We start from the raw sequence: 26,531 nt of genomic DNA, 5'->3' as shown, positions 1-26,531 counted from the left end.
GTTGAACGCTACCCCGCCCGGGGCGCCGGGCGGTAAGGCGCCTTGCGTCACTTGTAGACCTTGCCGGGCTGCGGCTTTCCCGGGGCGAGGAGCTGGGAGACGGTGACGAAGGTGTAGCCCTTGGCCTGCAGGGCGGTGATGATCGGCTCCACCGCGGCGACCGTGCCGTTGTAGCCGCGGTCGGTCGGGTCGATCAGGTCGTGCAGCAGGATGATCCCGTCCCGCCGGGTCTTGCTCAGCACGCGCCTGGTTATCAGCTTCGAGTCGGTGGTCTTGTAGTCGGCGCCGTCCGCGCTCCACACCACCTCGGACATGCCCAGGTCGCGGACGACCGAGGTGACCGTGTCGCTGGTGCGGCCCTGCGGGGGGCGCAGCAGGGTCGGGCGGACGCCGGTGACCTTCTCGACGGCGTCCCGGCCCTCGGTGATCTCCTTGCGGACGTCGTCCTTGCTGATCTTGGTGAGTATCCGGTGGGACCAGGTCAGGGTCTCTATCTCGTGGCCCTGGGCGGCCATCTGCCGGACCGTGTCCGGGTAGACCCTGACGTGGTTCTTGCCGAGCGTGAAGAAGGTCGCGTGCACGTGGTACTTGCTGAGGATGGCCAGGATCTGCGGAGTGCGCACGGTGGGCCCGGCGTCGAAGGTGAGCGCCACGCACTTCAGCTTGCGGCAGTCGACCGGGGCGCCGCCGGGACCGGAGCCGAAGGCCGCCTGCGCGCCTGTGGCGGTGTGCTTGCGCGCGTCGGCGGGCGAGGTCGGGTCGTAGCCGTTGCAGGCGGTCAGGCCGGCCGCCATGGCCGCCGTGACGGCCAGGACGGCCAGGGCACGGCCTCGGCGTGCCATGATCGTGCTCCGCATGTGAGTGTTCCCCCATGGAGGTGTCCGGGCCCGCCGGTCTGCGGGCCGCGAGGCACTATACATAGGGGGTATACACGAGGTGTACTGCGGGTGGCCGTGAAATGCGGGGCGGGCCGCGGCCGCTTACGTTGGGGTCATGGCCGGATGGCGTTGGCTTCGGCGGCCCACGGCCGCGCTGGTGGGAGGCGTGATCGGGATATCCCCGGTGACGCCCGCGGTGGCCGGTCCGGGACCGGCGCCGGACCTCGGACAGTTCTACGGGCAGCAGGTGGACTGGGGCCCGTGCCCCGATCCGAAGGCGCCCGCGCGGGCGCAGTGCGGCACGGTGAGCGTCCCCAAGGACTACCGCAGGCCCGGCGGGACCACGCTCACCCTCGCCGTCAACCGGCTGCCCGCCACCGGGCCGGGCCTGAAACTGGGCGCGCTCGCGGTGAACTTCGGCGGACCCGGCATCTCCGGGGTGACCGAACTGAACGGCCGCACCAAGGACTTGGCGGGCCTCAACCGCCGCTACGACCTGATCGGCTTCGACCCGCGCGGCGTCGGCCGCTCCTCGCCGGTCGACTGCGGCGACCTCTCCTCGATCACCAACCCCGCCGAACTCGCGCGGGCCTGCGTCCGCGCCTCCGGCTGGCTGCTGCCCTGGGTCGGCACCCCGGACGCCGCCCGCGACCTCGACGTCATACGCCAGGCGGTGGGCGACGACCGCCTGGCCTACCTCGGCTTCTCCTACGGCGCCCGGCTCGGCGCGGCCTACGCCCACCAGTTCCCGGCCCGCGCGGGCCGGATCGTGCTGGACGGCGTACCCGACCCGACGCTGGACGACGCCGGCACCGCGCTGGGCCAGGCCCGCGCCTTCCAGAAGGCGCTCGGTGACTTCGCGGCGGACTGCGCGGCCCACGACTGCCCGGTGCCGGGCGGCAGCGGCGCGGAGGTGCTGGCCGGCATCACCGAAGGCGCGGGGCGGCTCGGCAAGGGATTGATGACCGACAGCGGCATGCTGGACCACGCCGGTTACCTCCAGGCCCTGCAGAACTCCCTGTACTCCAAGGACAACTGGCCCTACCTCCGCCGGGCCCTCGGCGATCTGCTGCGCAACCGGGACGGCGACCTGATGATGCAGCTCGCCTACCCGGAGGAGTTCGGCGGGCAGGCGGTGACCGGCTGGCCGGGGCAGCCGCAGGGCAACTCGCAGATCTCGAAGCTGGCGATCGACTGCCGGGACACGGCGGAGCGGCGCACCCCGAAGCAGGTGCACGCCCTGGACGCGAAGTTCGCCGCCGCGTCGAAGGTCTTCGGCGCGGACATCGAGGCGACGCTGCTGGCCTGTACGGGGTGGCCCCGCGGCACCGAGTCCACCCGCCAGGTCGCCGCGCCCGACGCCCCCCAGATGCTGACGGTCGGCACCACCGGTGACCCGGCGACCCCGTACTCCGGCACCGGACGGATGGCCAAGGCGCTGCGCAACGGCAGCCGCGTGCTCACCTACCGGGGCGAGGGCCACGGCGCGTACTTCGCCCACAGCGCGTGCGTGCGCAAGGCGGTGGACGGCTACCTCCTGGAAGGCGCCCTACCGCGCGAGGGAGCGGTTTGCTAGCCGCTGGGCGAGCAGGACGCGGGGGAGGTCGGCGCGGCGGGTGAAGAGCAGGAAGCGGGGGCGGGTGCGCCGGGCGAGGGCGGCGAAGGGCTGGTGGGGCGGGACGTTCAGCGAGACGCGGGTCACGCCGGCGGGCGGGTGCCGCAGCAGGGTGGTGAGGGCGAGGTCCAGCGGGGCCCGGCCCGAGTCCGGGTCCGCCCTTGCCAGGTCGAGCGTCAGGCCGTCCGCGCCCCACGGGACGAGGCGCAGCAGCGCGCAGGTGCGGCCCTGCGGGTCCAGGCACTCCGCGACCACGCACTCCCCGTCCGCCGGGTCCCCCAGGCGCCCCAGCTCCACGCCGCCCCCGGCCCCCCGCCAGGCCCCCACCAGCCGTCCCAGCCGCCGCCACTCCTCCCCCCCGACCTCCACCCCCCGCCGCACCACCACCCGATACCCCCCTTCAGCCCCCACCGCCCCCTCCTGGCCGGCCTCGTCCTCCGTTGGGCCCGAAGTTTTGTCCGCGCCCTCCGGGGTGCTGTGGTTGCCGTGTGCGCGGACGGGGGCGGGGGTGCCCTGGGGGGCCGGCAGGGGGCGTGGGGGGTCCGCCGGGCCCTCCGGCGCGCCCTGGGGTTCGGGGTTGCCGGGCCGGGTGGGCCGTGGCTGCGGCGCCTTCTGGCCGGCCTCGTCCTCCGTCAGGTCCGAAGTTTTGTCCGCGCCCTCCGGGGTGCCGTGGTTGCCGTGGGCGCGGACGGGGGCGGGGGTGCCCTGGGGGGTCGCCGGGGCCTTCGGGGTGCCGCCGACGGTCAGGATGGGCTCCTCCGTGGAGGTGAACGCGTGGAAGCCCTGCCGGGCATAGGCCGCCGTGCTCGCGCGGCCCGCGTAGGCCACCGCCGGCACCCACGCGTGGCGGGCCGCGAAGGTGAGCCAGTGGGCGATGGCGGCCGGCCAGGACGCGGTCGGCCCGAGAGGGTCACCCGTGGCGAGCGCGACCCCGTTCGTGACGCGGTAGGCGATCGCCGCCGTACCGTCCGGCGACCAGCACACCGTATGGTCCCGGCGGAGCGCGAAGTACCCGAAGGAGTCGAGCCCGTCGCCCCCCGCCCGCAGCAGCGCCCGCAGCCGCCGCTCGTCCTCCTCACCGAGCCGCGCCCTGCCCCGCGGGCTGCGGAAGAACGCCAGCAGCACGACCAGCATCAGCGCCACACTCAGTACATTGACCGCGAAGTCCGTCCAGGCCGGCACCCGCACCCCCGAGGGCGCGAACATCCGCGAGACCGTGAGCACCCGCGCCCCCGCGTACCCCGCACTCACCCCCCACCGCCGCGGCGGCAGCTGATCCGTCGCGTGCACGATCAGCGTCCCCACACCCACCGCCACCACCGCCCCGACCAGCAGCGACACCGCCCCCAGCGCCACATTCCGCCGCTCCCCGCGGACGTTGAACCGCACCCGGGAGACCAGCAGCGCGCCGAGCAGCAGCAGCGTCAGACCCAGCGAGACCCAGTTCAGCGGGTGCTGCCGGGACTCGGGGACGCCCAGCAGCGTCCCCGCGGTCACCAGCGCGTACGCGGCGACCAGCACCACCGTCACGACCCACGCCGCCCGCTTGCGCCGCCGCAGGCTCACCGACAGGACGAACGCCAGCACCGCCGCGGTGAACCCCGGGCTGACCAGGAACGCGTTGACGTACTCCCCGGTGTCGCCGGCCTCCACGCTGCGGCGGAAAGGGGAGACCAGGCCGGTCACGATGTCGACCCCGGCGGCGATCCGCAGATACCAGACCGCCACCTCCGCGCCCGGCCGCTGCAACGGCCGCAGCACCCGCCCGAGCACCACCTCCAGCCGGGACGGCGGCAGGTCGACGATCGTCGGCCGCGGCCTCGGTGCCACCGGCCGGGTGATCGTCGGCGCCCCCGCCACCGCGTCGATCACCTTCGTCTTCAGCGCCATCGCCCGCCGGTGCGTCCCGTCCTCGCGCCGCTCCGACTTCGCCATCCGCCGCGGCCTGGCGCCGTACCGCCAGCGCGCCCACGGACTGTGCGGCCGGGCCAGCCGCAGCGCGCCCACCACCGCGAGCACCGGCAGGAAGACGCCCAGCAGGCCGGTCCACACCTTGCCCTTCATCAGGCAGAGCACCACGAAACCCAGCAGCAGCGCCCTCGCCACATAGGAGGTCCAGGAGCGGCCCCCCACGTACCCGCCCAGCGGCAGCTGGCCGACCAGCAGCAGCCCGATCACCGACACCGCGAGGATCACCGCGTCGACCGACTGCCGCCCCTCCTCCTTCCAGTACACGTCCTCCAGATGGAGCACCAGCGCGAATTCGTCCAGCACCAGCCCGCAGCCGATGCCGAAGACCACCGCGAGCACGGCGTACGTGACCCGGCCGCCGCTGCGCACCGCGAAGACGCCGATGCCGCCGATCATCATGAACGCCTGGCCGAAGACGACATGGTGGATGTGCTGGCCGCCCGGGGTGACGTTGCCCGGCCACCAGCTCGTGCCCCGGCGGATCATCCGGACGCTGAAGCGGATGAAGAGGAAGGAGCCGAGCAGCCCGAGGAGCAGCAGGAAGAGGGACTCGCGGCCGGTGTCCACGATCCTCGTGCGGTACGCGTCACCGAGCCACTCCATGGAACAAGGGCACGACGAAAGCCCCCCACTCGCAAGTGGAGGGCTTCCGGCTTCAGGTGCGCCGCCAGGGACTCGAACCCCGGACCCGCTGATTAAGAGTCAGCTGCTCTAACCAACTGAGCTAGCGGCGCCTGCTGACGTCGTAGACCTTAGCACCCGGTCCGGGGCGTAGGAAAATCGTTATCCGTTACGCCGTCCCGTCCGGGCTGACCAGCGGCGGAACCGACTTCTGCGGGGCGCCGCGGGCCGCCCGCACGCAGGCCCGCAGCAGGTGGTCGGCGGTGGGCAGCCACGGGTGCCGGGTGTCGGGAGCGACCGCCCACCGCGACGGTGTGCCGAACGTGCCCGGTGCACCCGGTGCACCCGGCGTGCCCGGCTCGCAGGCGTCCCCCGCGGACACCGGCTCGGGCGCGTACAGCGGGGGCACGGTCACCGCGTCGCCGGCGCCGTGGCAGAGCATCGGCGGCATCGCGTCCCGCCACTCCTCCCACTCCAGCAGGGACGGCAGCCGGTGGGCGGTGCCCGGTGCGGTGAAGAGCAGGACGCGGCTCCGGTGCAGGGCCACCGGGCCGCTGCCGGGGCCGGCCGCCCACAGCTGCTCCAGCACCCGGCGGCCGAAGAGAGCGGGCAGGTTGACGACGTCGAAGGCGGTGCCGCAGGGGAGCACGCTGGGGGCGGTGGGGCGGGCGGACCACAGGGCGGTGACGCTGCGCGGGAAGGCGCTGGCGGAGGCGAGCCAGGCGGCCCCGTCGGCGGTGACGTAGGCGGTGTGCTGTCGTCGCTGGGCCTCGGTGACGATGTTCAGGGCATGCCATTCATCCATGGCATCTACAAGTACGCGGTGAAAGGTTGCCCCGGTGCGGATCGGCCGAAGCCGGGACGGGAGGGGTGCAAGGGGAGTACCTTGGCGCGCGGTGACGGTACGCGTACGGAGTGCGATCGGGCGCCGGGCCGGCCTACAGCGGGCCGCCGCCCTTGATGAGTCCCTCGCCGTACTCGACCATCCGCCGGGCGTAGTCCTCGGTCCAGCCGGCGCGTTCGGCCAGGACGGCGTAGGTCAGCCGGTCGAACCGGCGCGGATCGGTGAGCTGGGCGGCGGCGATGGCCTGGAAGTCGGTGGCCCGTTCGGCCGCGGCGCGGAAGGCCACGGCGAGCTCTGTCGCGCGGGACAGCAGCTGCTTCGGGTCGTCGATCGACTCCAGCTCGAAGAAGCGGTCGGCGCCCTCTTCCACGGGCGCGCCGGGCTCGAACAGCAACGGAACGGGCCGTCGCGGCTTCTCCCCGCCGGATCGCTGAGCCGGCTGCGGCTCGGTCATTCCACTACCTCCCGATGACGTCCAACGCCCTCCATTGTCCCGCCTCCCCGCAACCCCCGTCCCGGGGGCGGGCTCAGACATACGAACGCAGCAGCTCATCGAGGGTCCATACCCCCGCCTCGACCCCGGACGTACGGGCCAGGTAGCGATCCCGCTCGATGAGGATGTTCAGATCACCGCACCCGAGCCGGTTGCAGGCGTGCTCAACGAGACTGCTGCCCGTGGTGCCCCCGGCGATCAACGCGCTCAGATGGGCCGCATCCCACTCGACCGCGTTGAGCGCCCAGGGGGCCTTGCCCTCGACGACCGACTGGAGCACCTTGGCGAAGATCTCGGCGTGCGTGCGCCGCTGGCGGCCGTCGGGTAACTGGGCGATGTGATTACCGGTCTCGATGACGGCGGTCACCGGGAGCAGGAGGTCACAGTCCCGGGCAGCCTCTTTGCGTTTCAGCTCGGCGGCGACCCGCTCGCGGTCCTGGCATTTACCGGGTATCCCGAGCAGATTGCAGAGGACGGACGTGTCGACAAACTCAACCCTGCGTGCCACGCCTTACTCGATTCCCAACAGGCGGTTGAACTCGGTGTAGTCGCGGTCGCCCCGCCGCTGGCGGTTGTCGAGGCGGCCATGGGTGATCACGTCACCGAGGGAGCCGGCCGCCATCGCGGCGGGGTAGCCGTCGAGCTCGGTGAGGCGGGTCAGGCGGCTGCGGCCCGTGGCACGGTCGCGCCAGCAGACGACCACTCCTTCGTGGTCCGCGCCGTCGAGGGCCGAGAGCAGGGCCGGGCTGTGCGTGGTGATGAGCGCTTGCGTACTGTTCTCGGCGCTGGCTTCGCGCACGAGCTTCAGCACTTCGGCGGCCTGGGAGGCATGCAAGCCGTTCTCCAGCTCCTCGATCACCAGCATCAGCGACCGCTCGGCCGCCTCCGTACGGGACGAGCCCAGGTCGAGACCGTCGCCGCCGGTGAGGAGCGCGGTGGTGACGGCGAGGAAGCGGAGCATCCCGTCGCTCATCTCCCGCGCCGGGGTCAGTCCGAGATCCCCCTCGTCCAGCGCGAGCATCACGTCACCGAGGTCGGACCGGGACACCGCGAGGGTGTCGATGTCGTGATCGGCGAGGCCGCGCAACAGGCTTACGAGCCGCTGGAAGAGGGCGGGGTCAGCGCGCTCGATCCTCCCGACGGCCGCGGAGAGATTCTCAGCGGTACGGCGCAGGTTGGCGTCGCGGGCCGGGACGTACTGGCGCATCAGGTGCGGGACGGGGTCGAGGTGGAAGACGTTGCGGAGCGCGGAGAGCATGGTGTCGGCGCACCAGATCGTGCTCTGCCAGTCCGGCGAGACGTTGGCGAAGGCCGAGATCTGCGAAGACAGCAGTTGCCATCTGGAGAGGGTGGCCTGCTCGGTGCCGGTGCCGGTGCCGGTGCCGCCGTCCTCGTGCAGATTCACTCGGGCATACCCCGACTGAGGGTTGCGCGGGCTGCTCTTCAGCACATCCCGGTGCCCCTCGGCCGTGGGGCCCGACAGGCATTCCTCGACGATCCGCACATCCGGTGTGACCTGCACCGTCACGTCGAGGTGGACCGGCCCGCGCTCCGTCCCGACCGTGCACCCGAGGGAGAAGCGGTCGGAGCCGTGCGGGACGCATCCGGTGAGACCCCCGCGCACCGACCCGGCGGGACCGCTGCGGCTTTCCAGGGCGTCCACGATGTCGTCGCCGTGCGCCAGGCGGGAGAGCACTTCGAGGCCGTCCAGGGCATTGGACTTGCCGCTGCTGTTGCGACCGATCAGCACGGTCAGCGGGGCGAGCGGGAACGCCTCGTCACGGAAGCTCTTGAACGCCGTCAGGCGGACCTCTTTGATGCGCTGAGCTGTCACGTCGGTCAACGTATCGCGTGGGGTGGTCAGGGGGAGGGGAGGTCGAGTTCGGCGTGGAGGGTTTTGCCGATGCCGGCGCGTTCCAGGACGGTCCAGCGGGAGGCGAGGGTGTCGACGAGGAAGAGACCGCGGCCGGACTGGGCCAGGGGATCCGCGGGCGCGACGGTGCCGGGCGTGGGCGGGCGGCGCTCGCCGCGGGCGTCGGAGACCTCGATGACGAGGGTGCCGGCGTCCAGGGAGAGCCGCAGTTCGATGTCGCGGCCGGGCACATGCCCGTGGGTGACCGCGTTGGCGGCGAGTTCGGCCACGAGCAGGGCCGCGGTGTCGGAGGGGTCGGAACCGCGCGGGACGCCCCAGCCGTCGAGTTCGGCCACCGCCACCTGGCGGGCGAGCCTCGCTCCGAGCTCGGTGGCTCGGAAACACTGCACGAACGTACGTACGGTGAGCGGGGTTTGGGGGAGGGAAGGTACCTTCATGAGCCCAATGTGGCCTGCCGGAAATGCCTCTTACCAGGACCGGGCCGCGTACGCTGCGGTACCGTACGAGCACTTGGGGTGGACGGTACGCGTAACGCCCCGTGAGCATAGGTGCCTTGAAAGCGAGCTTTGGCGGCGGGGCGGGACGTGAGAGGTGGCCGGGATGACCGAGGGTACGTTCGGTCCGGGCGGTACGGGTGCGGCGGGCGGCAGCGCGAACGGGGGTGGTGAACCCGAGTCCTCCGACAGCCTGCGGACCTTCGGCGCGGTCGTCCAGGCGTTACGCGAGCACGCGGGCCTGAACCGGGAGCACTTCGGCGCGGCGGTGCGGTTCTCGAAGCACACGGTGGCCTCGATCGAGCAGGGACGCCGGATGCCGGACCGGGACTTCGTGGAGCGCGCGGAGGGGGTGCTCGGCAACACGGGTGCGCTCCGCAGGGCGTTCCAGCACCTCTCGCGGCAACCGGGCCTGGCGGCGTGGTTCCGGCAGTGGGCGAGGCTGGAGGCGGTGGCCGCGACGCTCTACACGTACGAATGCCGCCTGATCCCAGGGCTGTTGCAGACGGAGGCATACGCGCGGAGGTTGTTCGAGGACCAGCTGCCGCCACTGAACGACAAACAGATCGAGACGCAGTGGGCGGCGCGCGCGGAGCGTCAGAAGCTGCTCTGGGAGCGGCCCAACACGGCATACGGCTTCATCCTGGAGGAGCAGTTGTTCCTCCGGCGGACGGGCGGGGTTGAGGTGACCCAGGGGCTTATCGACCACGTGCTGGAGGTGGCGGCCCGGCGGAACATCGAGATCCAGGTGATGCCGCAGGTGCGGTTCGCACATGCGGGACTCGCCGGCCCCATGCGGTTGCTGGAGACTCCCGAGGTCCGTTGGTACGCGTACTGCGAAGGGCAGGAAAGCGGGCAATTCGTTGCTGACCCGAAGGTGGTCAGCACCCTTCAGGCGCGGTATGCCAGGATGCGCTCACAGGCTCTCTCGCTCGAAGACTCGGTGAGCCTGTTGCAGCGGATGCGAGGAGCGCTATGAGCACGTCCGGTCTGGCCTGGTTCAAGAGCAGCTACAGCAGCGGTTCCGGAGACGACTGCGTCGAGGTCGCCGTCACGTGGCACAAGTCCAGCTACAGCAGCGGCAGTCAGGGAGACTGCGTCGAGGTCGCCGCATGCCCCGAAGTCATCCACGTACGGGACTCCAAGGACAAAGAAGGCCCGCAACTCGCCTTCTCCCCTGCCGAATGGGCCGCCTTCACCGCCTACGCCGCCCAGCTCTGACCGGCACCCCCCGTGGCCCGTACCGAACCCCTCGGTACGGGCCACGGCCGTCGGCGGCCACCTTCGTGCAGCTACGGCCAGCCGTCCGCCAAGGCCCGGCGCAGCCGCCCGCCCGCCCGGGTTTATGGCGTTGCGAGGGGCGGTACGGCGCGCCTAGCGTCCTCTTGGCGGGGGGCGGACGGACACGGGGGAAAGCGATGGGTGTTTACGTCAGTGTGCGGGGCTGGCTGGAGTGCGACGACCGGCAGCTCGTGCGGATCAGGGAGATCGTCGACACCCGCGCGGCGGGCCGCTCCTACGGCGGGGGCTGGGTCTTCCCGCCCCGCCAGTACAACTGGACGAACTGGGTCTTCTTCGGCGCGGACGTCCGCGAGCAGAACGTCGACGGCATCCTGACGGAAATGCGGCTCCTCGCCCGCGTCCCGGGCGCCGACGAGGAGGACCCCGTCACCGGACTCTTCCTGGTCAGCCACGAGACCGGCGGGATGCACGAGTGGCAGGTCCGCGACGGCGCCGTGGTCGTCGCACCGGCCGCCCCCTCCCACGACTACCTCGACGCGTAGTCCTCCCGGGTTCTCCCGGGTTCTCGCGGGCGGGCGGCGCTCCCGCGCCCCGCTCGTCGCGGTGACTACGGAGCGCTCAGGTAGGTCCAGTGCTCGGCCGTGCTGAAACCGACGGACTCATAGACGCCCAGGCCCATCTCAGAGGCCCGCAGATAGGCGGTCCGCGCACCGGCGTGATGTCCCGCACGGACGACGTGTTCGGTCATCCGGGCCCCCAATCCGCGTTTCCGGTGGGCCGGTGCGGTGGAGACGTTGAATACCCCGACATGGCCGTCGGTGACGACTCCCATGGCGGTGCAGACCGCTTCGCCGTCCACTTCCCCGATGTACGCGGTCACGGCCGGCGCATTGATGACCGCCGGGGTGAAAAGCGCCGCGAAGACCTCCTTGGGGACCTGGAATCCCGTGCTCATCGCGGTGAGGTAGAGGTCGTGCTCCGCGCCGGACACCGCACGTATCCGCAATTCCGGCGAGCCGGGCGCGGCGTCGGCGTCGGTGCTGGGCGAACGGTCCAGGTCGCGCACCATGAACGGCTCCCACGACTCGTCGGTGAGCCCGTGCCGGGCCGCTTCCCGCCGGATCCGTTCGTCGGGCCGGCCGCGTACTTGTACGCACCACGGTGCGAACTCCGGGTACTGCGCGGCGGTTTCGGCGGCCCGGCCGGCCAGCAGCGCGATCTCGTCGGGATCGGGCGGAGCGGAAAAGGAGAAAACGCCGTTGGTGCTCGCCGCCTGGCTTCCGGTGAACACCACGTGCGTTTCCTGCCGGCCGGCGTAATGGCGCATCGTGGGCTCGGCGGACGTGATGATCCGGAAAGCGGCGCCCCAGGCGCGTACGGCGGAATCAATGCGGGACGGAGAGAAGGGCTGGTCGTGCATGCCCCGCATTCTAGGGCGGGGCGTTTTCGGCGACCGGGCGGTCACCCTGCGTCACTGCTCCCGGCGCAGACCCGAGACGAGGACGGCGACCAGGCGGCGGGCGTCGTAGGACGGGTCGTTCTCCGCGCCGATGCAGAGGTTGCCCACGCCCCGCATCAGCTCCAGGCCCGCGAGGTCGGCGCGGATCTCGCCGGAGCCGGCCGCGGCGTCGAGCAGCTGGTCGCACACGGGGACGAGCCGGTCGAGGAAGTAGGCGTGCAGCGTGTCGAAACCGGCGTTGTCGGGGTGCAGCACGGCGGCGAGTCCGTGCTTGGTGACCAGGAAGTCCACGAAGAGGTCGATCCACTCCTTCAGCGCGTCGTAAGGGGTCGCGCGGCTCGCCAGCAGCGCGGGACCGGCCTCGGCGCAGGCTTCGACCTGGTGCCGGTAGACGGCCACGATGAGGTCCGCGCGGGTCGGGAAGTGGCGGTAGATGGTGCCCATCCCGACGCCGGCCCGGGCCGCGATGTCGCGTACCGGCGCCTCGACGCCCGAGCTGACGAAGACCGCGGCGGCCGCGTCCAGCAAGGTCTGCTGATTGCGCCGGGCGTCCTTGCGCTTGGGTGCGGCGGCGCTTCCCGTGCCCTGGCCGCTGTCGTTCACCGTGGCGATCCCTCCGTGAGACTTGCGAAGCGGAACAACGCTCCGTATCGTTTGCGGAGCGAGGTTCCGTTTCATGCATTGTGGCAGAGCCCCGGCGGGGCGGCCAAGCCGTCCGCCGGGCAGGGACCGGCGGACCGAGCATGCGGAGCAACCGAACAAAAGGCACGTCCATGTCCGACCCGAACACCCTGACCGCCCGGCCGAGCGCGGCCACACCCTCCACGGTCATATCCGCGCGGCCGGTGGTGCTGCCCGCCCCGGGCCGCGGTACGGACCTCCAGGTCCGCGTGACCGCCCCCGCCACCGGTGGCGACCTGCCCGTCATCGTCTTCTCGCACGGCTTCGGCGGGTCGATGAACGACTACGCCCCGCTGGCCGACCACTGGGCCGCCGAGGGCTTCGTGGTCCTGCAGCCCACCCACCTCGACTCCAGGACGCTCGCGCTGCCGCCCGAGGACCCCCGTACGCCGCGGATCTGGCGATGGCGTATCGAGGACCTGGTGCGGGTGCTGGACGGGCTCGACGTGCTGGCAGCCGCCGTGCCGGGCCTCGGCGGACGTCTCGACCGCGGCCGGGTCGCGGTGGCCGGCCACTCCTGGGGAGCCCAGAGCGCGAGCGCGCTGCTGGGCGCGCGCGTCCTGGACGACGGCGGGGTGCCCGGCGAGGACCTGTCCGACCCCCGGGTCACGGCCGGCGTGCTGCTCGCCCTGACCGGCCTCGGCGACGACCTGACGCCGTTCGCCGCCGAGCACTTCCCCTTCATGCGGCCGTCCTTCGCCACCATGACCCGGCCCGCTCTCATCGTGGCCGGGGACCACGACCAGTCCCTGCTGTCCACCCGCGGACCGGACTGGTTCACCGACCCCTACACCTGCAGCCCGGGGAACAAGAGCCTGCTCACGCTCTTCGGGGCCGAGCACTCGCTCGGCGGCATCAACGGCTACGAGGCCGCCGCGACGCTGGACGAGAGCCCCGCACGCGTCGCCCTCATCCAGCACCTCACCACGGCCTACCTGCGCAGCGCCTTCGACCCCGGCGACACCACCTGGAAGTCGGCAGCCACCGCCCTCGCCCACACCCCCGCCCCCCTGGGCACCCTCCAGAACAAATAGCCGGGTCCTTCTGTGCTCACGGGGTGCCGACGGCGGTCTTCACCCGCTCAGCACGTTGGACGGGTCGTCCAGCCAGGGGACTTGACGGTCTGCCGTCACGGTGAGCCCGAACCGGTCGAAGTCAGGCCGTCCCTGCCCCAGCCACCAGCGGAATGCCGCCTCCACCTCGTCCCACAGTCGCCGGTTGCCGGACTGATGGACGGTCGCCTCCTTGCCGCTGTCGCGGAAGATGACGACTGCCCACGACATGTCCGTGAGGCTGTAGAACCACACCGGCCGCTTTCCGTCCCGCTTGCGGTCGGGTGTGTGCGTGCAGTCCGGCACCCGCAAACCGACCGCGAACGCTTCGACGTCGTAACTGCCCGTCAGGAATTCCGCCTCCGTGACCGTGGTGGTGGACCTGACCGCGTCGCCCATGCCCTGCGCAGGTACGTAGCTGCTGTGCTCCGGCCGGGCGAGACGTTGAGAGCGCATACGCATGAAGTTGACCGGGCGGGTGAAGTGCCCGGACGCACTCGTGCCGTCCGCGGCGACCACCAGTCGCGCCGTGGCCTCGGTGTAGCCGAAGTAGGTGCCCCATGGAACGACGACGATTCCGCCCGGGGCGGTCTGGCGCACCCAGTTGAACATGCCGGAGCGCAGGCCACACGTGGCGATCACACGGTCGTAGGGAGCGGCCGGCGGGTAGCCGAGCAGTCCGTCACCGGTGATGACACGCACGTCGCGGTAGCCGAAGTGCCGCAGAGCCTGTCGGGCCCCTTCGGACACGGCTGGATCCAATTCCACCGACACCACGTTCCCGGCTCCCACGCGGTGTGCCAGAAGGGCGGCGTTCCATCCCGTGCCCGTGCCGATCTCCAGCACGCTCTGACCGGGATGGACGTCCAGGTCCGCGAGCATCGAGAAGACCACGCTCGGCATGGAGGACGAAGAGGTGAAGACCCCTCCGGGTTCTGTTCCGGTGTGCCGCCCGTCGTCCCACTGTGTGACGATCGGCACATTGGAGTCGGCGTAGCCCCACCAGGCGGCCGGGTCATCGGTCCTGTTCACCGTGACCGCCCGGCCGGTGGTGGGGTCGTGCGGCCACATCAGACCGGGCAGGAAGGCCGCACGGGGCACGGCCTCGAACGCGGGTGCCCAGTCCGAGGTCATGAATCCGTTGTCCAGGAGGGAGCGGCCCAGTTCGGTACGACCAGGCCGCTCGTCCCGCTCAGTGGAACCGTTCATCACTTGCGGTGTTTCCCATCGCCTTCCGGGCTCCCGCCGTCGGGGCTGGGCTCCGGCGGTGTCCAGGGGGTGCCGGGAAGGTCGTCGTCATCTCCGTCGCCGGCCTGAGCGAAGCACGTTCCGAGCCTTTTCATGGATCGTCTCCTCCGATAATGACGGAATCGGTGGTGCCCTGCACCAAGGACGTTAGGGAGGTGTGGAGTTGTCCGTCCACGAGCTTGCACGGGATTGCACGGCAGTTATCCGAGGGAGTCCATCGCTGCTGTGATCAGGGCGCGGGCTCCCGCCCCGTACACGGCCAGATCCGCCAACTCGGCGAATGTGTCGGCGTACATGGCCACTTCGCCGGGCTGTGTGATCGTGAGGTAGCCGGAGACCAACTCGACATTGACCTGTGCCGTGTCGTAGATCCAGAACCCTTCGACCGGCCACCGTTCCCGGTCCGGCCTCATGGGCACAACTCCCAAACTCACGTTGGGAAGAGAAGCAATCGAGATCAAGTGGCCAAGTTGACCGGACATGACCTCCGCGTCGCCTGCGCCCGACCGGATCGCGGACTCCTCAATGAGGAAAGCAAACGTGCGGTCACCTTCGTACAGAACGCGCTGACGATCCATCCGGGCGGCCACCGCTTTTGCTACGTCATCGACCAAACCGCGCCGTCGCTGGACAGCTTGCAGGACGGCTGTCGTGTAAGGCCGCGTCTGGATCATGCCGGGCACGAGCCAGGAGGAGTAAGAGCGGAAGCGGCGGGTGCGCTGGTACAGCGGTAGACGAGCCTCCTGGGCCTGCTTGAGTCCGGAGCGCTCCATGCGCCGCCAGCCGACCCACATTCCTTCAGCCGTCCGGAGCATCGCAATCAGATCATCGGCCTGGTCATCGGCCCCGCATGCCCGACACCAAGCGCGAATGTCCTCGGTGGACGGAGGCGTACGGCCGTTCATTGTCCGAGAGGATTTGGAAGGGCTCCATCCGCAGCGTTCGGCGATGTCGCGCCCGGACAACCCGGCATCCCGGCAAAGCTCCGTGAGTCGATCAGCGAGAGCCTGCCGCGCCTGCTGGGCGCTGGAAGAAGCGGAGACAGCCATGGCGCGTGTTCGTCAGTCCGGCCGGTACTCCGCGTGTGGAATCGCACGTTCCCACGCGGCTTCGTAAGCCGTGGCGTACTGCTTGGCCAAGGCCGGATCCTGGCAGACCTCCATGCGGGGGCCGGTCCACTGACCCTCGCCGTCGAAGTGATGGAGGATCAAGGTCCGTTCGTCCACGACCCAGCCGTCCAACGCGGGAAGCAGCAGCTCCCGGGCGCGTGAGCGAGGGAGCCAGCGGACATCTTCTCCTGCTGCGATGTTCGTAAACGTCCCGTCGTACTCGTACCGCACGTAATCGCTCAGCGGCTCTGAAACGACACGAAGCCGCCGCATCATCACGCCACGGCTGGTCGTCTCGGACACGACATCGAGCCATGGCCGCCACCACGAGTCCCGGTCGTTCGCGTCGTACCGGTGCCCCTGCTGCCAGCGGATGAACTCAGGGTCGTCCCTCATGTAGCTGTCGCGCATCTCCAGGTGCATCGCTGAGTGCTGCGCCGTCGCGAGGGCCTCACGTACCGCTGTTGCCACCGTTGTCCTCACTGTCGGGACGGGGGATGAACCGGAGCATGTTAGCGGGCAGTCGGATCACGGTCTCGTGTTCCGGGACATCGGTCGAATGGCCCGGCACCGAGCCGACTTCCTGTGCCTCGCGAATGGTCGCCGCGTCTGCTTTCCACGACTGGATGATGAGGTCTCCTGTCCTGTCGTCCAGCCACATCGTGGGAGAGCCGTCGTCGGGTGTGTTGGGCCAAATCCCGATGAACTTCAGGGCCATTGGGCACTCCTGCGGCAAGTGGGTTGCACCGTCGTCCATGACCCTCGCCCTCGTGGCTGAGGGGAGTCAAGAGGGCACCCGGAGTGGACGACGTTCGCAGACGCGATCACCTCGCCGGGCTGCCTGCGTGCACGGCCGCTCTGCCATGGGCTGTCTCTGGCCTGCGGCTCAAGGGCGCCAGGGGATGCGGTGTTCGGCGAGGTGGGCCAGCACCGCGTGGTTGGCCTCCCAGCCGTCGGGGAATTTGACGGTGACGCCGAGCTGGACCGGCTCGGAGGAGGGGTGTTCGTCGAGGAGGCCGGCGACCCCGGCGCGGCAGATGACGATGCAGGCGTGGCGGTGGCGGGAGGCCAGCACGCACAGGCGGCCGGTCTCCAGGTGGAACGCGGTCGCGTCGGGCCGGCCGGAGAGCGGGTGGAGGACGACGGTGACGTCGAACTCGCGGCCCTGGAGCCGGTTCGCGGTGTCGACGGTGACCCCGGCCACCCCCAGCGCGGCCAACGCACCCCGGACCGCCGCCGCCTGGTCGCGGTGGGCGGTGCCGACGGCGATCCGGTCGGCGCTCAGCGGGGCCGGATCGGGATCGGGCGCGCTGTAGGTGAGGCCGCCGCGGTCCAGCAGCCGCCGCACCACCAGGGCGACCGCCCGTACCGCCTCCGGGTCGGTACGCGGGGTGTGCCGGGCCGGCAGCTCCAGCAGTCCCCACCCGGAGTCCGCCGCCTCGTCCAGTACGCGGTCGGCGGCGCCGCCGTCGGCGGGCACGCCGAAGACCAGCCGCCGGTCGCCGTGACGGGTGCCGCTGCGGAACGGCGTGTACGGGTAGAAGGCACGGGAGACCAGCGGCGCCGCGGAGGCGGGCAGTCGCCAGGAGACCGGCAGGCGGTGCTGCGGCAGCCCGGGGTTGTGGGCGAGCAGCGTGACCACCGCGCTCGCCGAGGGGTCGTAACTCAGCCCCGCCCACTGGTCGGCGGCCACCACACTGAACGGGTCCAACTGCCCGGGGTCGCCCACGAACAGCGCGCGTTCGAAGAGCCCGGCGACCTGCAGCAGCGCGTCCGAGCGCATCTGGTACGCCTCGTCCACGATCGCGTGCCGCCACGGCTCGGTGTCCTTGACGTACGCCCACTTCGCGGCGGTCGCGATCACCACCGCGCGGTCGCGCAGGTCGGCGACGGACGCGGACTTGGTGAGCGCGGGGTGCCGGTCGAGCGCCGGGTCGGGCGGCGAGTCGGCGCCGTGCAGCCGGCCCACCGGCAGGTCCGGTTCGGCGGTGGCGAGGCGGTCGGCGAGGTCGTCCACCTGGGCGTTGGTCTGCGCGACGATCATCAACGACTCGCCGGCGGCGGCGAGTTCACGGGCGGCGCGGACCACCAGGGTGGACTTGCCGGCGCCGGGCGGTGAGTCGACGACGACACCGCGGGCCGCGGAGTGCAGCGTGCTGTCGAGGATCGCGGCGGTGGCGGCCGCTGCCTCCGCGCCGGGGTCGAAGAGTCCAGCGGGGGCTGGTGGGCCGTCCGTTACGGGGGTCACAGGTAGTCCTCGTCGGTGACGGGATCGGGGGGATCGGCGGGCGCGGGCGCAGTGGGCGCGGTGGGCGCAGGGGGCGCGGTGGACGCGGTGGACGCGGTGGACGCAGGGGGCGCGGTGGACGCGGGAGGGGTGCCGGTGCCCCCGGGCGCCCGCGAGGCGGGGTGCGCGGGTGCGGTGCCGTCGGAGAGCGGTGCCTGGTCCGGGGCGGCTTCGGCGGAGGCCGCGGGAGCCTCCTCGGGGGCCGCCGGGGTCGCGGCGGTGCCCGGGGGGCCGCCGTGCGTCCAGGGGGTCGCCTCCGGGTCCGGCAGGGACGGGCCGCTGCGGGGCTCGTGCTCGAAGAAGGTGAAGGTGACCCGGTCGCCCGCCTCCGGGACAGACCCCTCCTTCGGGGTGCGCCCGGTGCCCATACCGCCGGTGAGCCGCACGGTGACCCGCACCTCCCCGAAGTCCCCCTCGGCGGCGACGAGTTCGGCGCTCTGCGCGGACTTCGCCCCGGGCACCGCCCGGTACGCCTTCGCACCCGGCTCCGCCTGCGGCACATCACCCGTGGCGACGGTCACCAGAGGCCGCGGCATCGGCCGCTTGCCGTCGGAGTACGTCATCTCCACGCCCACCACCTCACCGGTGAACGCCTCACCGGCCAGCCGCCGGGCCGCCATCGCCAGCGGATCGTCCAGCGCCTCCTGGGCGAAGAGCCGGGCCTGCGCGGTCTCCCGCCCGGCCAGCTTCTGCGCCGCGGTGATCGCGTCGTCCCGCTTGGGCTGCGGCGGCTCCCCGGCCGCGATCCGGTCCCGGTGCCCGGTGAAGGACCACCGGTCCCGCTTCCACCGCTCGCCCACGTGCGCCCCCTCGGGCAGCGCCCGCAGCAGGTCCAGCCCGCGCCACACGTCGTCCCAGGTCGGCAGGAGCTGGGACCTGACCAGCTCCCGCACCTCGGCCTCCGCGGCTTCCTCCTGCGTACCGTCCCCGGCGGCCCGCGCCGCGTCGTAACGGGCCATGGCCGGTGCCAGCACCCGGTTGTCGAAGACCGGGTCGGTGGCCGGGCCGGCCGGCGGGCTGAAGAGCAGCCCGTCGGGGCCGCGCCCGGTCTGCGCCCGGGTCGCCGCGGTCAGCCCGTCCACACCGGGCGGCGGGTCGATCCAGCCGAGCAGCGCGCCCAGGTGCTGGTCCTCCATCGCGCTCTGCCCGGTCGCCCAGTGGCGGGTGAGCAGATCGGTCATCGCCACCAGCAGGGCGCTGCCCGGGGTGCGGGAGCGCTCGGCGTAGTGGGTGAGCCAGCGGCCGAAGAGCGGGACCGGGACCGGCACCGGGTGCGGCGCCTCCGGGTCCGCGACCGTCCGCAGGAAGCGCGTGGAGCGGCCCACCAGCCGGACGAACTCCAGCGCCGCGCCATTGGGCACCACGATCTGCAGGGCGTCCGCGCAGACCTCGGTCTCCTCGCGGTTACGGGTGGCCGGCTCGATGTCCACCGCGTCGCCATAAGCCTCCAGCAGCGGCAGCAGCACCCCGGCGAGCCCGGCGAAGAAGCCGAACCGCAGCTCCCGGTCGAGCGGTTGCGGTACGACGAAGAGCGCCGGGGCGTCCCGGTCGGTGCCGATCAGCGCGCCCAGCGGCGCCCCGGACTCACCGGCGGTGGTCAGCGGTACGAAGACCAGCGGGCGTTCGGCGAGATGCCGGTGCCGCACGGTCGCCGCGGGCACCGCCCGGCCGCCGGCCACCGCCTCGGCCCGGGCCAGCGTCCCCATCACGGACATCCGGGCCCCTCCTTCGCCGCCTCGGCCAGGGCCTCCGCCCGCAGCGCCGCGGCCCGGCGCAGCGCGGTGACCGCCGGGTCGTCCGGCTCTCCGGCCAGCCCGCTCGCCGCGGCCAGCACCGCGTCCACCGTGGTCAGCTCGCCCAGCTCACCGCGCAGCCCGCGGCCCAGCGCGTCCACCCGGCCCTCGGCGCGCGACCGGTCCCGGCAGTGGAAGGCCAGCTCACAGGTGGACAGGCACTCCGGGGCGTACGCCATCGGCACCGTGTCCACCGCGGCGGACAGCTCGTCGACGGGGCGGGTCACCGTACGGCCGTCCGGGTCGTACCCCAGGTCGAAGGTGGTGCCCCCGGGCAGCGCGGCGGCGATCTCCTCGATCCGGGTCAGCCGCCCCAACTGCCGCCGGGTGACGGCGAGTTGCTTGCGCACGTCGACCCATTCCGCGGTCGGCAGGTTGGAGAAGTCCTTCGGGCACACCAGCAGGACGTCGGTACGGCTGCGGCCGGCCTCGACGGCGTCCAGCGCGAGCACGTACACCGCCGACTGCCGGGCCGCCGCGCCCACCTTCATCGCGTCGGCGCCGCCGTCCAGGATCGGGAAGGACTTGATCTCCACCACGGTCCAGCGGCCGTCGGGCGCCACCGCCACGGCGTCCGGCTCCAGATACGCGGTGGACCCTGCCACGTCGAGCGCGAGCAGCGGGTGGTCGAGCAGCGTCCAGACGCCGCTCCTGGCCTCGGCGAGAGCCAGCTTGGTGCGGGCCACCCGGCCCTCGGGACCAGGGGCGCCGAGGTCGGGCAGATCGGCGGCCGTGTCCTCCACGCCGAGCAGCCGCAGCAGTTCGACGCAGCCGTCCCGTTTGACCCGGGCCTCGAAGGCGTGGCCGCGGGAGAAGGCGAACCGGGACTGGCCGAACCGGGCGGGCGCGCCCAGCCGTTCGGCGACCGCGCCCTTGTCGACTCCGGCGGCGTCCAGCAGGGCGCGGCGGCGGCAGCCCGGGTTGGCGGCGAGGGCCGCCAGCGCCCGGGCGTCCATCGGGCGGGGTGCGGTGCCGGGACCGCGCAGCGCGGCCAACCGCTCGCGCAGGGAGTGGTGGTGCGTAGTACTCACCCGCGAAAGTGTGGCACCTGGCTACGACAGCCGGGTCCGGCCCGCGTGTTCCGCGCCGGAAACCCGGACCGTGTCGGGGGTGTGCTCGCGGGGGGAGGGGGCGTGGACGGGGCGGGGCGAGGCCGGTTTCTTCTCGCCGGAGCCGCCGGAGCCGCCCGGTTTCGTGCCGTCCAGGTCTTCGTCCGACGGGGCCGCGGCCCCGGCTTCGAGCTCCGCGGCCGGCTGCGCCTGGGCGGGGACGGTTCCGGCCGGGACCGCGACCACCGTGGTCCCCGTGGGTGCCGCCTCCGTGCCGTCGGGGCCGTCGAGCCCCCGCAGTCTCGGGGTCCCGCCGAAGGCCGCGCGGACCCGTGCCTGCACCCGGTCGGTGACCCGCAGCGCCGGCTTGGAGATCAGGAAGCCGACGCCCATGGTGGCCACACCGGCCGCCGCGTCCATCAGGTAGTGGTTGGCGGTGCCCATCACGACCAGCGCGGTGACCATCGGGTAGAGCAGCCCGAGGCCGCGGACCACGCGGTGCCGCCCGTACCGCCACAGGATGATCCCGCACCACAGCGACCAGCCGACGTGCAGGCTCGGCATCGCCGCGTACTGGTTGGTGAGGTGTCCCAGGCCCCGTGGCGCGCTCGCGTCGGTGCCCCACCAGCCGTAACTGCCGTACTGCGCCATGGTGTCGATGAACCCGTGCGCGCCCGGCAGCAGCCGGGGCGGCGCGGTGGGCACCAGGGTGAAGCCGACCAGGCCGATCAGCGTCGAGGCCAGCAGCCAGGTGCGCGCCCGCCGGTAGGCGGTGGGGCGGCGCAGCCAGAGCCAGACCAGTATCGACGGCGTGATCACGTAATGCAGCGAGGCGTAGGCGAAGTCCGCCGGCACCCCGAGGAAGGCGTGGTGGGTGAAGAGCCGGTTGAAGAACCGCTCCGGATCCAGGTGCGTGAACTGTTCGAAGTGGAGGATGTCCGCGCCGTGCTCCACCGCGTCGTCCACGTCCCCGCGGACCAGCAGCCGGGCCCCGGAGTACAGCGCGTATATGACGGCGATGAGCGGAAGCTCGGTCCACCAGCGCAGCTTGCCCCGGTACGCGGCGGCCCGCGGTGCGGTGGCGGTGATCGTCATGCGGACGTCTCTCCAGCTTCTCCGAACGAAGGCCGCAGGCGGCGGTCATGGACTTTTGGCGTACCCTCTACCGTACGACGTACGTTAGACGACACCGACAGCGCCCCGGAAATTCCGGAGCCGCCCGCGATTTGTACGGTGTTCAACATTCCGTGGCAGGGTATGCACGCAGAGGGACGCCCGGACCGCCACCGCGGGTTGCCTGCCACGCGTTCGGGGACTCCCGAGAGTTCCACTGGTTCCGCTCCGTGAGTTCCGAAGGATCGTTCGCAGGACGAGAAAACAAGAGACCTGGATGTCCGCCAGCCAGCCGGCCTGTCCCCAGCGGCGCCGCGCACCCCGTAATTCGCTCAACCCGGATCGTATCCTCGACGCCGCCATCACCCTGCTCGACCGTGACGGCCCCGAGGCGTTCACCATGCGCGCGCTCGCCCAGCAGCTCGATGTGGGCACCATGGCCGTCTACTCCTACTTCAAGGGGAAGGACGAGATCAACGACGCGGTGGCGCAGCGCCTGCTCGACACGATAGAGCTCCCGCCGGGCGGTTCGCGGGACCCTGGCAGGGAACTGCGCGAAGTGTGCCGCGGGGTCTACCGGCTGTTCACCGACCACCCCTCCGCGCTTCAGCTGCTCACGCTGCGGCCGACCCGCGGCGACGACGCGACAGCCGTCATCGACCGCATGCTCGGGCTGCTGCGGCAGGCCGGCCTCCCGCCCCGGGCCGCCGCCCAGGCCCATCTCGCGCTCATGCAGTACACCGTGGGGTCCGCGCTGTGGAACATCCGCAGGGCCCGGGCGCTGTGCGAGGAAGGGGCAGGGGACCGGGTGCGGGCCAAGCTGGACGCGTTGTGCGAGGAACGGTTCCCGGCGCTGGCGGCGCTGGCCCCTGAGCTGCTGGCCGCGCAGGGGGAGGGGACGGAGCAGTACGAGGTGGGGCTCGACGCGATGCTGCGGGGGCTGCTGGGGACGGGCGGGCACGAGGCGTCATGATGGACCCTTCCCCTGGTGCCGGCGGTTCCGGCACTTCCGGCGGTTCCGGTGGGTCCGCCTGCTCCGTCCGTTCCGCCGGTTCCGCCGCCCGCCTCTCGTACGAAGGACCTCCCGCATGGCTCCGCGTATCCTCCTGGTCCGCCACGGGCAGACGGAGTGGTCGCTCTCCGGACGGCACACCGGCCGCACCGACATCCCGCTGACCGCCGAAGGGCGCAGGACCGCGCTGCTGCTCGGCGAGCGGCTGGCGGCGGGCCCCTGGCAGGGACTGCCCGGTGTCGAGGTCCGCACCAGCCCGCTGCTGCGGGCCGCCGCCACCGCCGAGCTGGCCGGCTTCGGCAGCCGCGTCAAGGAGTGGGACGCGCTGCTGGAGTGGGACTACGGCGACTACGAGGGGCTGACCCCGGCCCAGCTCCAGGAGCTGCGCCCCGGCTTCCACATCTGGCGGGACGGGGTGCCGGGCGGCGAGTCCCTGGCGTCGGTGGCCGCCCGGGCGGACGAGGTCATCTCCTGGGCCCGGGGGTCCTCCCACGACGTCCTCCTCTTCGCCCACGGCCACTTCCTGCGCGTGCTCGGCGCCCGCTGGCTCGGCTTCGACCCCGCGTTCGCCGCCGCACTCCGCCTCGACCCCGCCTCCCTGTCCATCCTCGGCTGGGCGTACGGGGCCCCGGCACTGGAACGCTGGAACGACACCGGCCACTTGGGCTGAACGGGGGGTCGCGCGAGCGCCCCGAGCACCCGTGCGGCCGGCGAACTGCCCCCGCGCCACGTCCGGTTGGCCGTCCCCCGCGACGCGCCCGGAGGGATTCGCCAGCAAACGCCACCCCTTGAGGCGTGAAAGTGGCGTAGCCGTTGACGTCCTGCGGCGTTGTATGGGGTGAGGCGTCCGGCCGGAGTGCGGGCGCCATGGGTGATGGTGAGGAGGGTTCGCCGTGATGGACGCAGAGAATGTGCCGCACCGCTCGGAACCAGGCAGGCCGGACAGTGAGGTCTCCCCGCACTGCGATCTGGTGCGGGTCCCGTCCCGGCAGGGTCTTGAGGCCGTGGATCTGCTCCGGCTCACGCACGGGGGAGTGGGCCCGGTGCTGCACGACCGCACCGGTGACAGTTTGTCGTTCCTTGTGCCGCCCGGCACCGCCGACGCCTGGGACGTCCCCGGCAGCTCGTGTGCGTGCGGTCCGGAGGGCGAGGCCGGGCCGTCGTCCGGTGACGGCTGGCTGGTGCCGCCGCACACGGACACCGCGGTCACCGACCCGGCCGTCCTGCGGGCGGCGCTCGGCGAGGCGGCCCGGACGATCCGGCTGGTCGACGGGTACGACCCGGAGGGCGGGTACGGCGGGGTGGGCCCGATGGGCCGATAATCGGAGGATGGCCAGATCACGTCGTGCCCCGGAGAGCCGTACCGCCGCTGTGGCCGGCGGCCTGGCCGAGCTGCGGGCCGACCCGGACCGTACCGACGCGTGGAAGCTGCTGCTGGACGGCGCACCGCAGTCGTACGTCGACCTCGCCGACCCCGGCCACCTCGGCTTCACCTATCAGCGCCGGCTCGGGCACATCGTGGACCTGGTCGCGCCGCCCGGCCGGCCGATCGAGGCGGTCCACCTCGGTGGCGGCGGGCTGACGATGGCCCGCTACACCGCCCACACCCGGCCCCGCTCCACCCAGGTCGTGGTCGAAGCCGACACCGCGCTGACCGAGCTGGTCCGGCGCGAGCTGCCGCTGGACCGCGGCTGGCGGATCAAGGTCCGCGGCGCGGACGCCCGGGAGGGCCTCGGCCGGCTGCCGGACGCGTCCGCCGACCTGGTCATCGCCGACGTCTTCGCGGGTGCGCGCACCCCGCCCCACCTCACCACGCTGGAATTCCTGCGCGACGTCCGTCGGGTGCTGCGGCCCGGCGGCCACTACGCGGTGAACCTCACCGACGGCGGTGCGCTCAGTTTCACCCGCGGTCAACTCGCCACCGTCCGCGCGGCCTTCCCCGGCCTCGCGCTCGTACTGGCCGCCGAACCGGCGGTGCTGCGCGGCAAGCGCTTCGGCAACGTCATCCTCTGGGCCGGCCCCGACCCGCTCCCGCTGCCCGCCTTCGGCCGCCTGCTGGCCACCGACCCGGCCCAGTCCCGTACCGAACACGGCCGCGCCCTCACCGACTTCACCGGCGGCGCTGCGGTGGTCACCGACGCGACCGCCACGGGGTCCCCACCGCCCCCGGACCACACCTTCGGCTGACCGGGGGCCCCGGAATCTCGGACGACGGATGCCGGATTGCGCGGGGCAATGGGGGCCGGGTCGGGCGGCGCAGGTCAGGTCGGGGTCAGGGCTGCCAGGAGAAGGGTGCGGTCGTCCGCGGTGCTGCCCGGGGCCGCGGCGCCCAGCAGCCGGTCGCAGAGCGACTGCAGGCCCGCGTCGGCGCCGGACCCGCCCAGGTCCGCGGCCCCGGCGTCCAGTTCCCGGGCGAGTCGCTGGATGCCCGCGTCGATGTCCCAGTGGCGGCTCTCCACGAGGCCGTCGCTGTAGAGCAGCAGAAGCGTCGGCCGGTCGATCCGCACCGTCGTGGGTTCGAAGCTCCGCGCACCGAGCCCCAGCGGCAGCCCCGCTTCGAGCGCGACCGGCCTGGCCGGCGTCCTCGCGTCACGGATCAGCGCCGGCGGATGCCCCGCACCGACCAGCGTGCAGGTGTTCCGCCCGGCGTCCCATTCGGCGTACACGCAGGTGGCGAAGGACGCCCCCGGCGTGTCCGCGGCGAGCGCGTCGAGCCGGCGGAGCAGATCCTGCGGCTCGGTGTCCATCCCCGCCAGGGTCCGCGCGGCCATCCGCAGCTGGATCATGGCGACGGCGGCCTCCGGGCCGTGCCCCATCGCGTCACCGACGATCAGGCCGACCCGGCGGCCGGGCCTGGGGAAGACGTCGAACCAGTCCCCGCCGATGATGTTGCGCTGCCCCGCGGGCCGGTAGGCGTGCGCCACCCGGCACCCCTCGAACGACAGGTCGGTGGCGGGCAGCAGGCTCCGGCGGATCGCCAGCGCGGTGCGCCGCTCGTGCTCGTACCGCCTGGCGTTGTCCAGCGCCACCGCCGCCCGCGCGGCCAGCGACTCGACGGCCGCGGTGTCCTCCAGCGCGAACGGCGGGTGGTGCGGGCCGCGGGTGCCGGCGATGAAGCCGATCGTGGTGCCCTGCAGGCGGAGCGGGACCACCAGGAAGGAGGAGGTGCGCAGCAGGTCGTGGATCCGGGCGTCGCCCCGGCCGGACGCGGCGAGCCGGTCGAAGGTGTGCGTGTCGAAGGTGTCGAGCAACTGGGCGTGCCCGGTGGCCAGGGCACGGGCGTAGGGCGTGTCGCGGGGGAAGACGAGCACTTCGTCGAGCGGCAGGACCGCCTCCGTCCCGTGGTCCGTCCCGTCGCCCATCCGCAGCGCCAGCCGGCGGGCCTCGACGTGCGGCGGATCGTCCGACGTCCCCGTGGTCTCGTCGACCAGCCAGCGTTCCAGCAGGTAGACCGAGGCCGCGTCGGCGAAGCCGGGTGCCATGGCGTGGACGACATGGCTGCCGGTCATGTGCAGGTCCAGGACCGAGCCGATGGCGTCGGCCGCCGGGCCCGCCGTCAGTCGCCGCCGCCCGGACACCGGAGTGCCGTCACGCGCGGGGGCGGCGACCACCGTGTCGGTCAGCGTGTTGTCCTTCGGCTCCTCATGCGCCTCGTTCAGCAGGGTCGTGCCCTTTCACCAGGCCGGTGCGACGGAGG

The 26,531-nt window shown here is 72.4% G+C and carries 27 protein-coding genes and 1 tRNA gene; 9 read left to right on the top strand and 19 right to left on the bottom strand.

Annotated features, from left to right (window positions below; translation table 11 throughout):
- Positions 1-47: 47 nt before the first annotated feature.
- On the bottom strand, positions 48-842 hold the full coding sequence (locus tag OG552_RS12645) for a polysaccharide deacetylase family protein (protein WP_329132299.1): 795 nt from the start codon (positions 840-842) through the stop codon (positions 48-50).
- A 151-nt stretch (positions 843-993) separates the two neighbouring features.
- Here OG552_RS12645 and OG552_RS12640 point away from each other — a divergent pair, with 151 nt between their 5' ends.
- Positions 994-2,454: an alpha/beta hydrolase gene (locus OG552_RS12640; protein ID WP_329132297.1), complete on the top strand. Its 1,461-nt coding sequence runs from the start codon at positions 994-996 to the stop codon at positions 2,452-2,454.
- Here OG552_RS12640 and OG552_RS12635 read toward each other — a convergent pair.
- From OG552_RS12635 to OG552_RS12605, 7 genes are all read right to left on the bottom strand, one after another.
- A complete protein-coding gene (locus OG552_RS12635; RefSeq protein WP_329132295.1) occupies positions 2,428-5,067 on the bottom strand; it encodes a phosphatidylglycerol lysyltransferase domain-containing protein in 2,640 nt (879 codons plus the stop codon). The genes OG552_RS12640 and OG552_RS12635 overlap by 27 nt on opposite strands.
- Before the next feature lie 57 nt (positions 5,068-5,124).
- Positions 5,125-5,198 (bottom strand) — tRNA-Lys (locus OG552_RS12630).
- Between the two features lie 56 nt (positions 5,199-5,254).
- Positions 5,255-5,932: a bifunctional DNA primase/polymerase gene (locus OG552_RS12625; RefSeq protein ID WP_443071159.1), complete on the bottom strand. Its 678-nt coding sequence runs from the start codon at positions 5,930-5,932 to the stop codon at positions 5,255-5,257.
- A gap of 91 nt (positions 5,933-6,023) precedes the next feature.
- Entirely contained in the window at positions 6,024-6,383 is a 360-nt protein-coding gene (locus tag OG552_RS12620) for a hypothetical protein (RefSeq protein ID WP_329132293.1), read from the bottom strand.
- A 73-nt stretch (positions 6,384-6,456) separates the two neighbouring features.
- Entirely contained in the window at positions 6,457-6,930 is a 474-nt protein-coding gene (locus OG552_RS12615) for a hypothetical protein (protein WP_329132292.1), read from the bottom strand.
- 3 nt (positions 6,931-6,933) lie between these two features.
- The gene (locus OG552_RS12610) at positions 6,934-8,256 is read right to left on the bottom strand and encodes an AAA family ATPase (protein WP_329132290.1); all 1,323 of its coding nucleotides are present in this window, start codon (positions 8,254-8,256) and stop codon (positions 6,934-6,936) included.
- A gap of 26 nt (positions 8,257-8,282) precedes the next feature.
- Positions 8,283-8,732, bottom strand: coding sequence for an ATP-binding protein (locus OG552_RS12605; protein WP_329132288.1), 450 nt, complete (start codon positions 8,730-8,732; stop codon positions 8,283-8,285).
- 163 nt (positions 8,733-8,895) lie between these two features.
- Here OG552_RS12605 and OG552_RS12600 point away from each other — a divergent pair, with 163 nt between their 5' ends.
- The 3 genes from OG552_RS12600 (at position 8,896) to OG552_RS12590 (ending at position 10,573) form a co-directional block, all read left to right on the top strand.
- A complete protein-coding gene (locus OG552_RS12600) occupies positions 8,896-9,768 on the top strand; it encodes a helix-turn-helix domain-containing protein (RefSeq protein WP_329132286.1) in 873 nt (290 codons plus the stop codon).
- On the top strand, positions 9,765-10,010 hold the full coding sequence (locus tag OG552_RS12595; protein ID WP_329132285.1) for a DUF397 domain-containing protein: 246 nt from the start codon (positions 9,765-9,767) through the stop codon (positions 10,008-10,010). Before OG552_RS12600 ends, OG552_RS12595 begins: the two co-directional genes overlap by 4 nt.
- Positions 10,011-10,207: 197 nt before the next feature.
- On the top strand, positions 10,208-10,573 hold the full coding sequence (locus OG552_RS12590; protein ID WP_329132284.1) for a hypothetical protein: 366 nt from the start codon (positions 10,208-10,210) through the stop codon (positions 10,571-10,573).
- Between the two features lie 65 nt (positions 10,574-10,638).
- On the opposite strand, the gene OG552_RS12585 is transcribed toward OG552_RS12590, so the two are convergent.
- Complete coding sequence (locus tag OG552_RS12585; protein WP_329132282.1) at positions 10,639-11,451, bottom strand: GNAT family N-acetyltransferase; 813 nt, start codon at positions 11,449-11,451, stop codon at positions 10,639-10,641.
- Positions 11,452-11,502: 51 nt separating this feature from the next.
- Positions 11,503-12,093, bottom strand: coding sequence for a TetR/AcrR family transcriptional regulator (locus OG552_RS12580; RefSeq protein WP_329132280.1), 591 nt, complete (start codon positions 12,091-12,093; stop codon positions 11,503-11,505).
- A gap of 170 nt (positions 12,094-12,263) precedes the next feature.
- Between OG552_RS12580 and OG552_RS12575 the strand changes: the two genes are divergently transcribed.
- Entirely contained in the window at positions 12,264-13,205 is a 942-nt protein-coding gene (locus OG552_RS12575) for an alpha/beta hydrolase family protein (RefSeq protein WP_329132278.1), read from the top strand.
- A 39-nt stretch (positions 13,206-13,244) separates the two neighbouring features.
- Here OG552_RS12575 and OG552_RS12570 read toward each other — a convergent pair whose 3' ends face one another.
- The 8 genes from OG552_RS12570 to OG552_RS12535 all read right to left on the bottom strand — a co-directional run bounded on the left by OG552_RS12570 (position 13,245) and on the right by OG552_RS12535 (position 21,804).
- Positions 13,245-14,432 carry a methyltransferase domain-containing protein gene (locus OG552_RS12570; RefSeq protein ID WP_329132277.1) on the bottom strand — a complete coding sequence of 396 codons (1,188 nt, stop codon included), beginning with the start codon at positions 14,430-14,432 and terminating at the stop codon, positions 13,245-13,247.
- Between the two features lie 239 nt (positions 14,433-14,671).
- A complete protein-coding gene (locus OG552_RS12565) occupies positions 14,672-15,520 on the bottom strand; it encodes a helix-turn-helix domain-containing protein (RefSeq protein WP_329132275.1) in 849 nt (282 codons plus the stop codon).
- 12 nt (positions 15,521-15,532) lie between these two features.
- The gene (locus tag OG552_RS12560; RefSeq protein WP_443070919.1) at positions 15,533-16,051 is read right to left on the bottom strand and encodes a DUF6879 family protein; all 519 of its coding nucleotides are present in this window, start codon (positions 16,049-16,051) and stop codon (positions 15,533-15,535) included.
- Entirely contained in the window at positions 16,032-16,298 is a 267-nt protein-coding gene (locus OG552_RS12555; protein WP_329132272.1) for a hypothetical protein, read from the bottom strand. Before OG552_RS12555 ends, OG552_RS12560 begins: the two co-directional genes overlap by 20 nt.
- A gap of 168 nt (positions 16,299-16,466) precedes the next feature.
- The gene (locus tag OG552_RS12550; protein ID WP_329132270.1) at positions 16,467-17,828 is read right to left on the bottom strand and encodes an AAA family ATPase; all 1,362 of its coding nucleotides are present in this window, start codon (positions 17,826-17,828) and stop codon (positions 16,467-16,469) included.
- The gene (locus OG552_RS12545) at positions 17,825-19,582 is read right to left on the bottom strand and encodes a hypothetical protein (RefSeq protein WP_329132268.1); all 1,758 of its coding nucleotides are present in this window, start codon (positions 19,580-19,582) and stop codon (positions 17,825-17,827) included. The genes OG552_RS12550 and OG552_RS12545 overlap by 4 nt, the downstream gene beginning before the upstream one ends.
- Positions 19,573-20,691: a hypothetical protein gene (locus tag OG552_RS12540; RefSeq protein ID WP_443070918.1), complete on the bottom strand. Its 1,119-nt coding sequence runs from the start codon at positions 20,689-20,691 to the stop codon at positions 19,573-19,575. Before OG552_RS12540 ends, OG552_RS12545 begins: the two co-directional genes overlap by 10 nt.
- A 21-nt stretch (positions 20,692-20,712) precedes the next feature.
- Positions 20,713-21,804: a phosphatase PAP2 family protein gene (locus tag OG552_RS12535; protein WP_329132266.1), complete on the bottom strand. Its 1,092-nt coding sequence runs from the start codon at positions 21,802-21,804 to the stop codon at positions 20,713-20,715.
- Between the two features lie 295 nt (positions 21,805-22,099).
- On the opposite strand from OG552_RS12535, the gene OG552_RS12530 reads away from it, so the two are divergent.
- The 4 genes from OG552_RS12530 to OG552_RS12515 all read left to right on the top strand — a co-directional run bounded on the left by OG552_RS12530 (position 22,100) and on the right by OG552_RS12515 (position 25,021).
- Positions 22,100-22,795, top strand: coding sequence for a TetR/AcrR family transcriptional regulator (locus tag OG552_RS12530; RefSeq protein ID WP_329132263.1), 696 nt, complete (start codon positions 22,100-22,102; stop codon positions 22,793-22,795).
- 115 nt (positions 22,796-22,910) lie between these two features.
- On the top strand, positions 22,911-23,504 hold the full coding sequence (locus OG552_RS12525) for a histidine phosphatase family protein (protein ID WP_329132261.1): 594 nt from the start codon (positions 22,911-22,913) through the stop codon (positions 23,502-23,504).
- 226 nt (positions 23,505-23,730) lie between these two features.
- Positions 23,731-24,156, top strand: a complete 426-nt coding sequence (locus OG552_RS12520; protein WP_329132260.1) for a hypothetical protein — start codon at positions 23,731-23,733, stop codon at positions 24,154-24,156.
- Positions 24,157-24,163: 7 nt separating this feature from the next.
- Positions 24,164-25,021: a spermidine synthase gene (locus tag OG552_RS12515; RefSeq protein ID WP_329132258.1), complete on the top strand. Its 858-nt coding sequence runs from the start codon at positions 24,164-24,166 to the stop codon at positions 25,019-25,021.
- Positions 25,022-25,095: 74 nt separating this feature from the next.
- Here the strand turns inward: OG552_RS12515 and OG552_RS12510 are convergent, their stop codons facing one another.
- A complete protein-coding gene (locus OG552_RS12510; RefSeq protein ID WP_443070917.1) occupies positions 25,096-26,445 on the bottom strand; it encodes a PP2C family protein-serine/threonine phosphatase in 1,350 nt (449 codons plus the stop codon).
- Positions 26,446-26,531: the final 86 nt, after the last annotated feature.

The sequence above is a fragment of the Streptomyces sp. NBC_01476 genome (assembly GCF_036227265.1).
In the GTDB taxonomy this organism is placed as follows: Bacteria; Actinomycetota; Actinomycetes; order Streptomycetales; family Streptomycetaceae; genus Actinacidiphila.
This window is presented reverse-complemented; position numbering and strand designations above follow the sequence as displayed.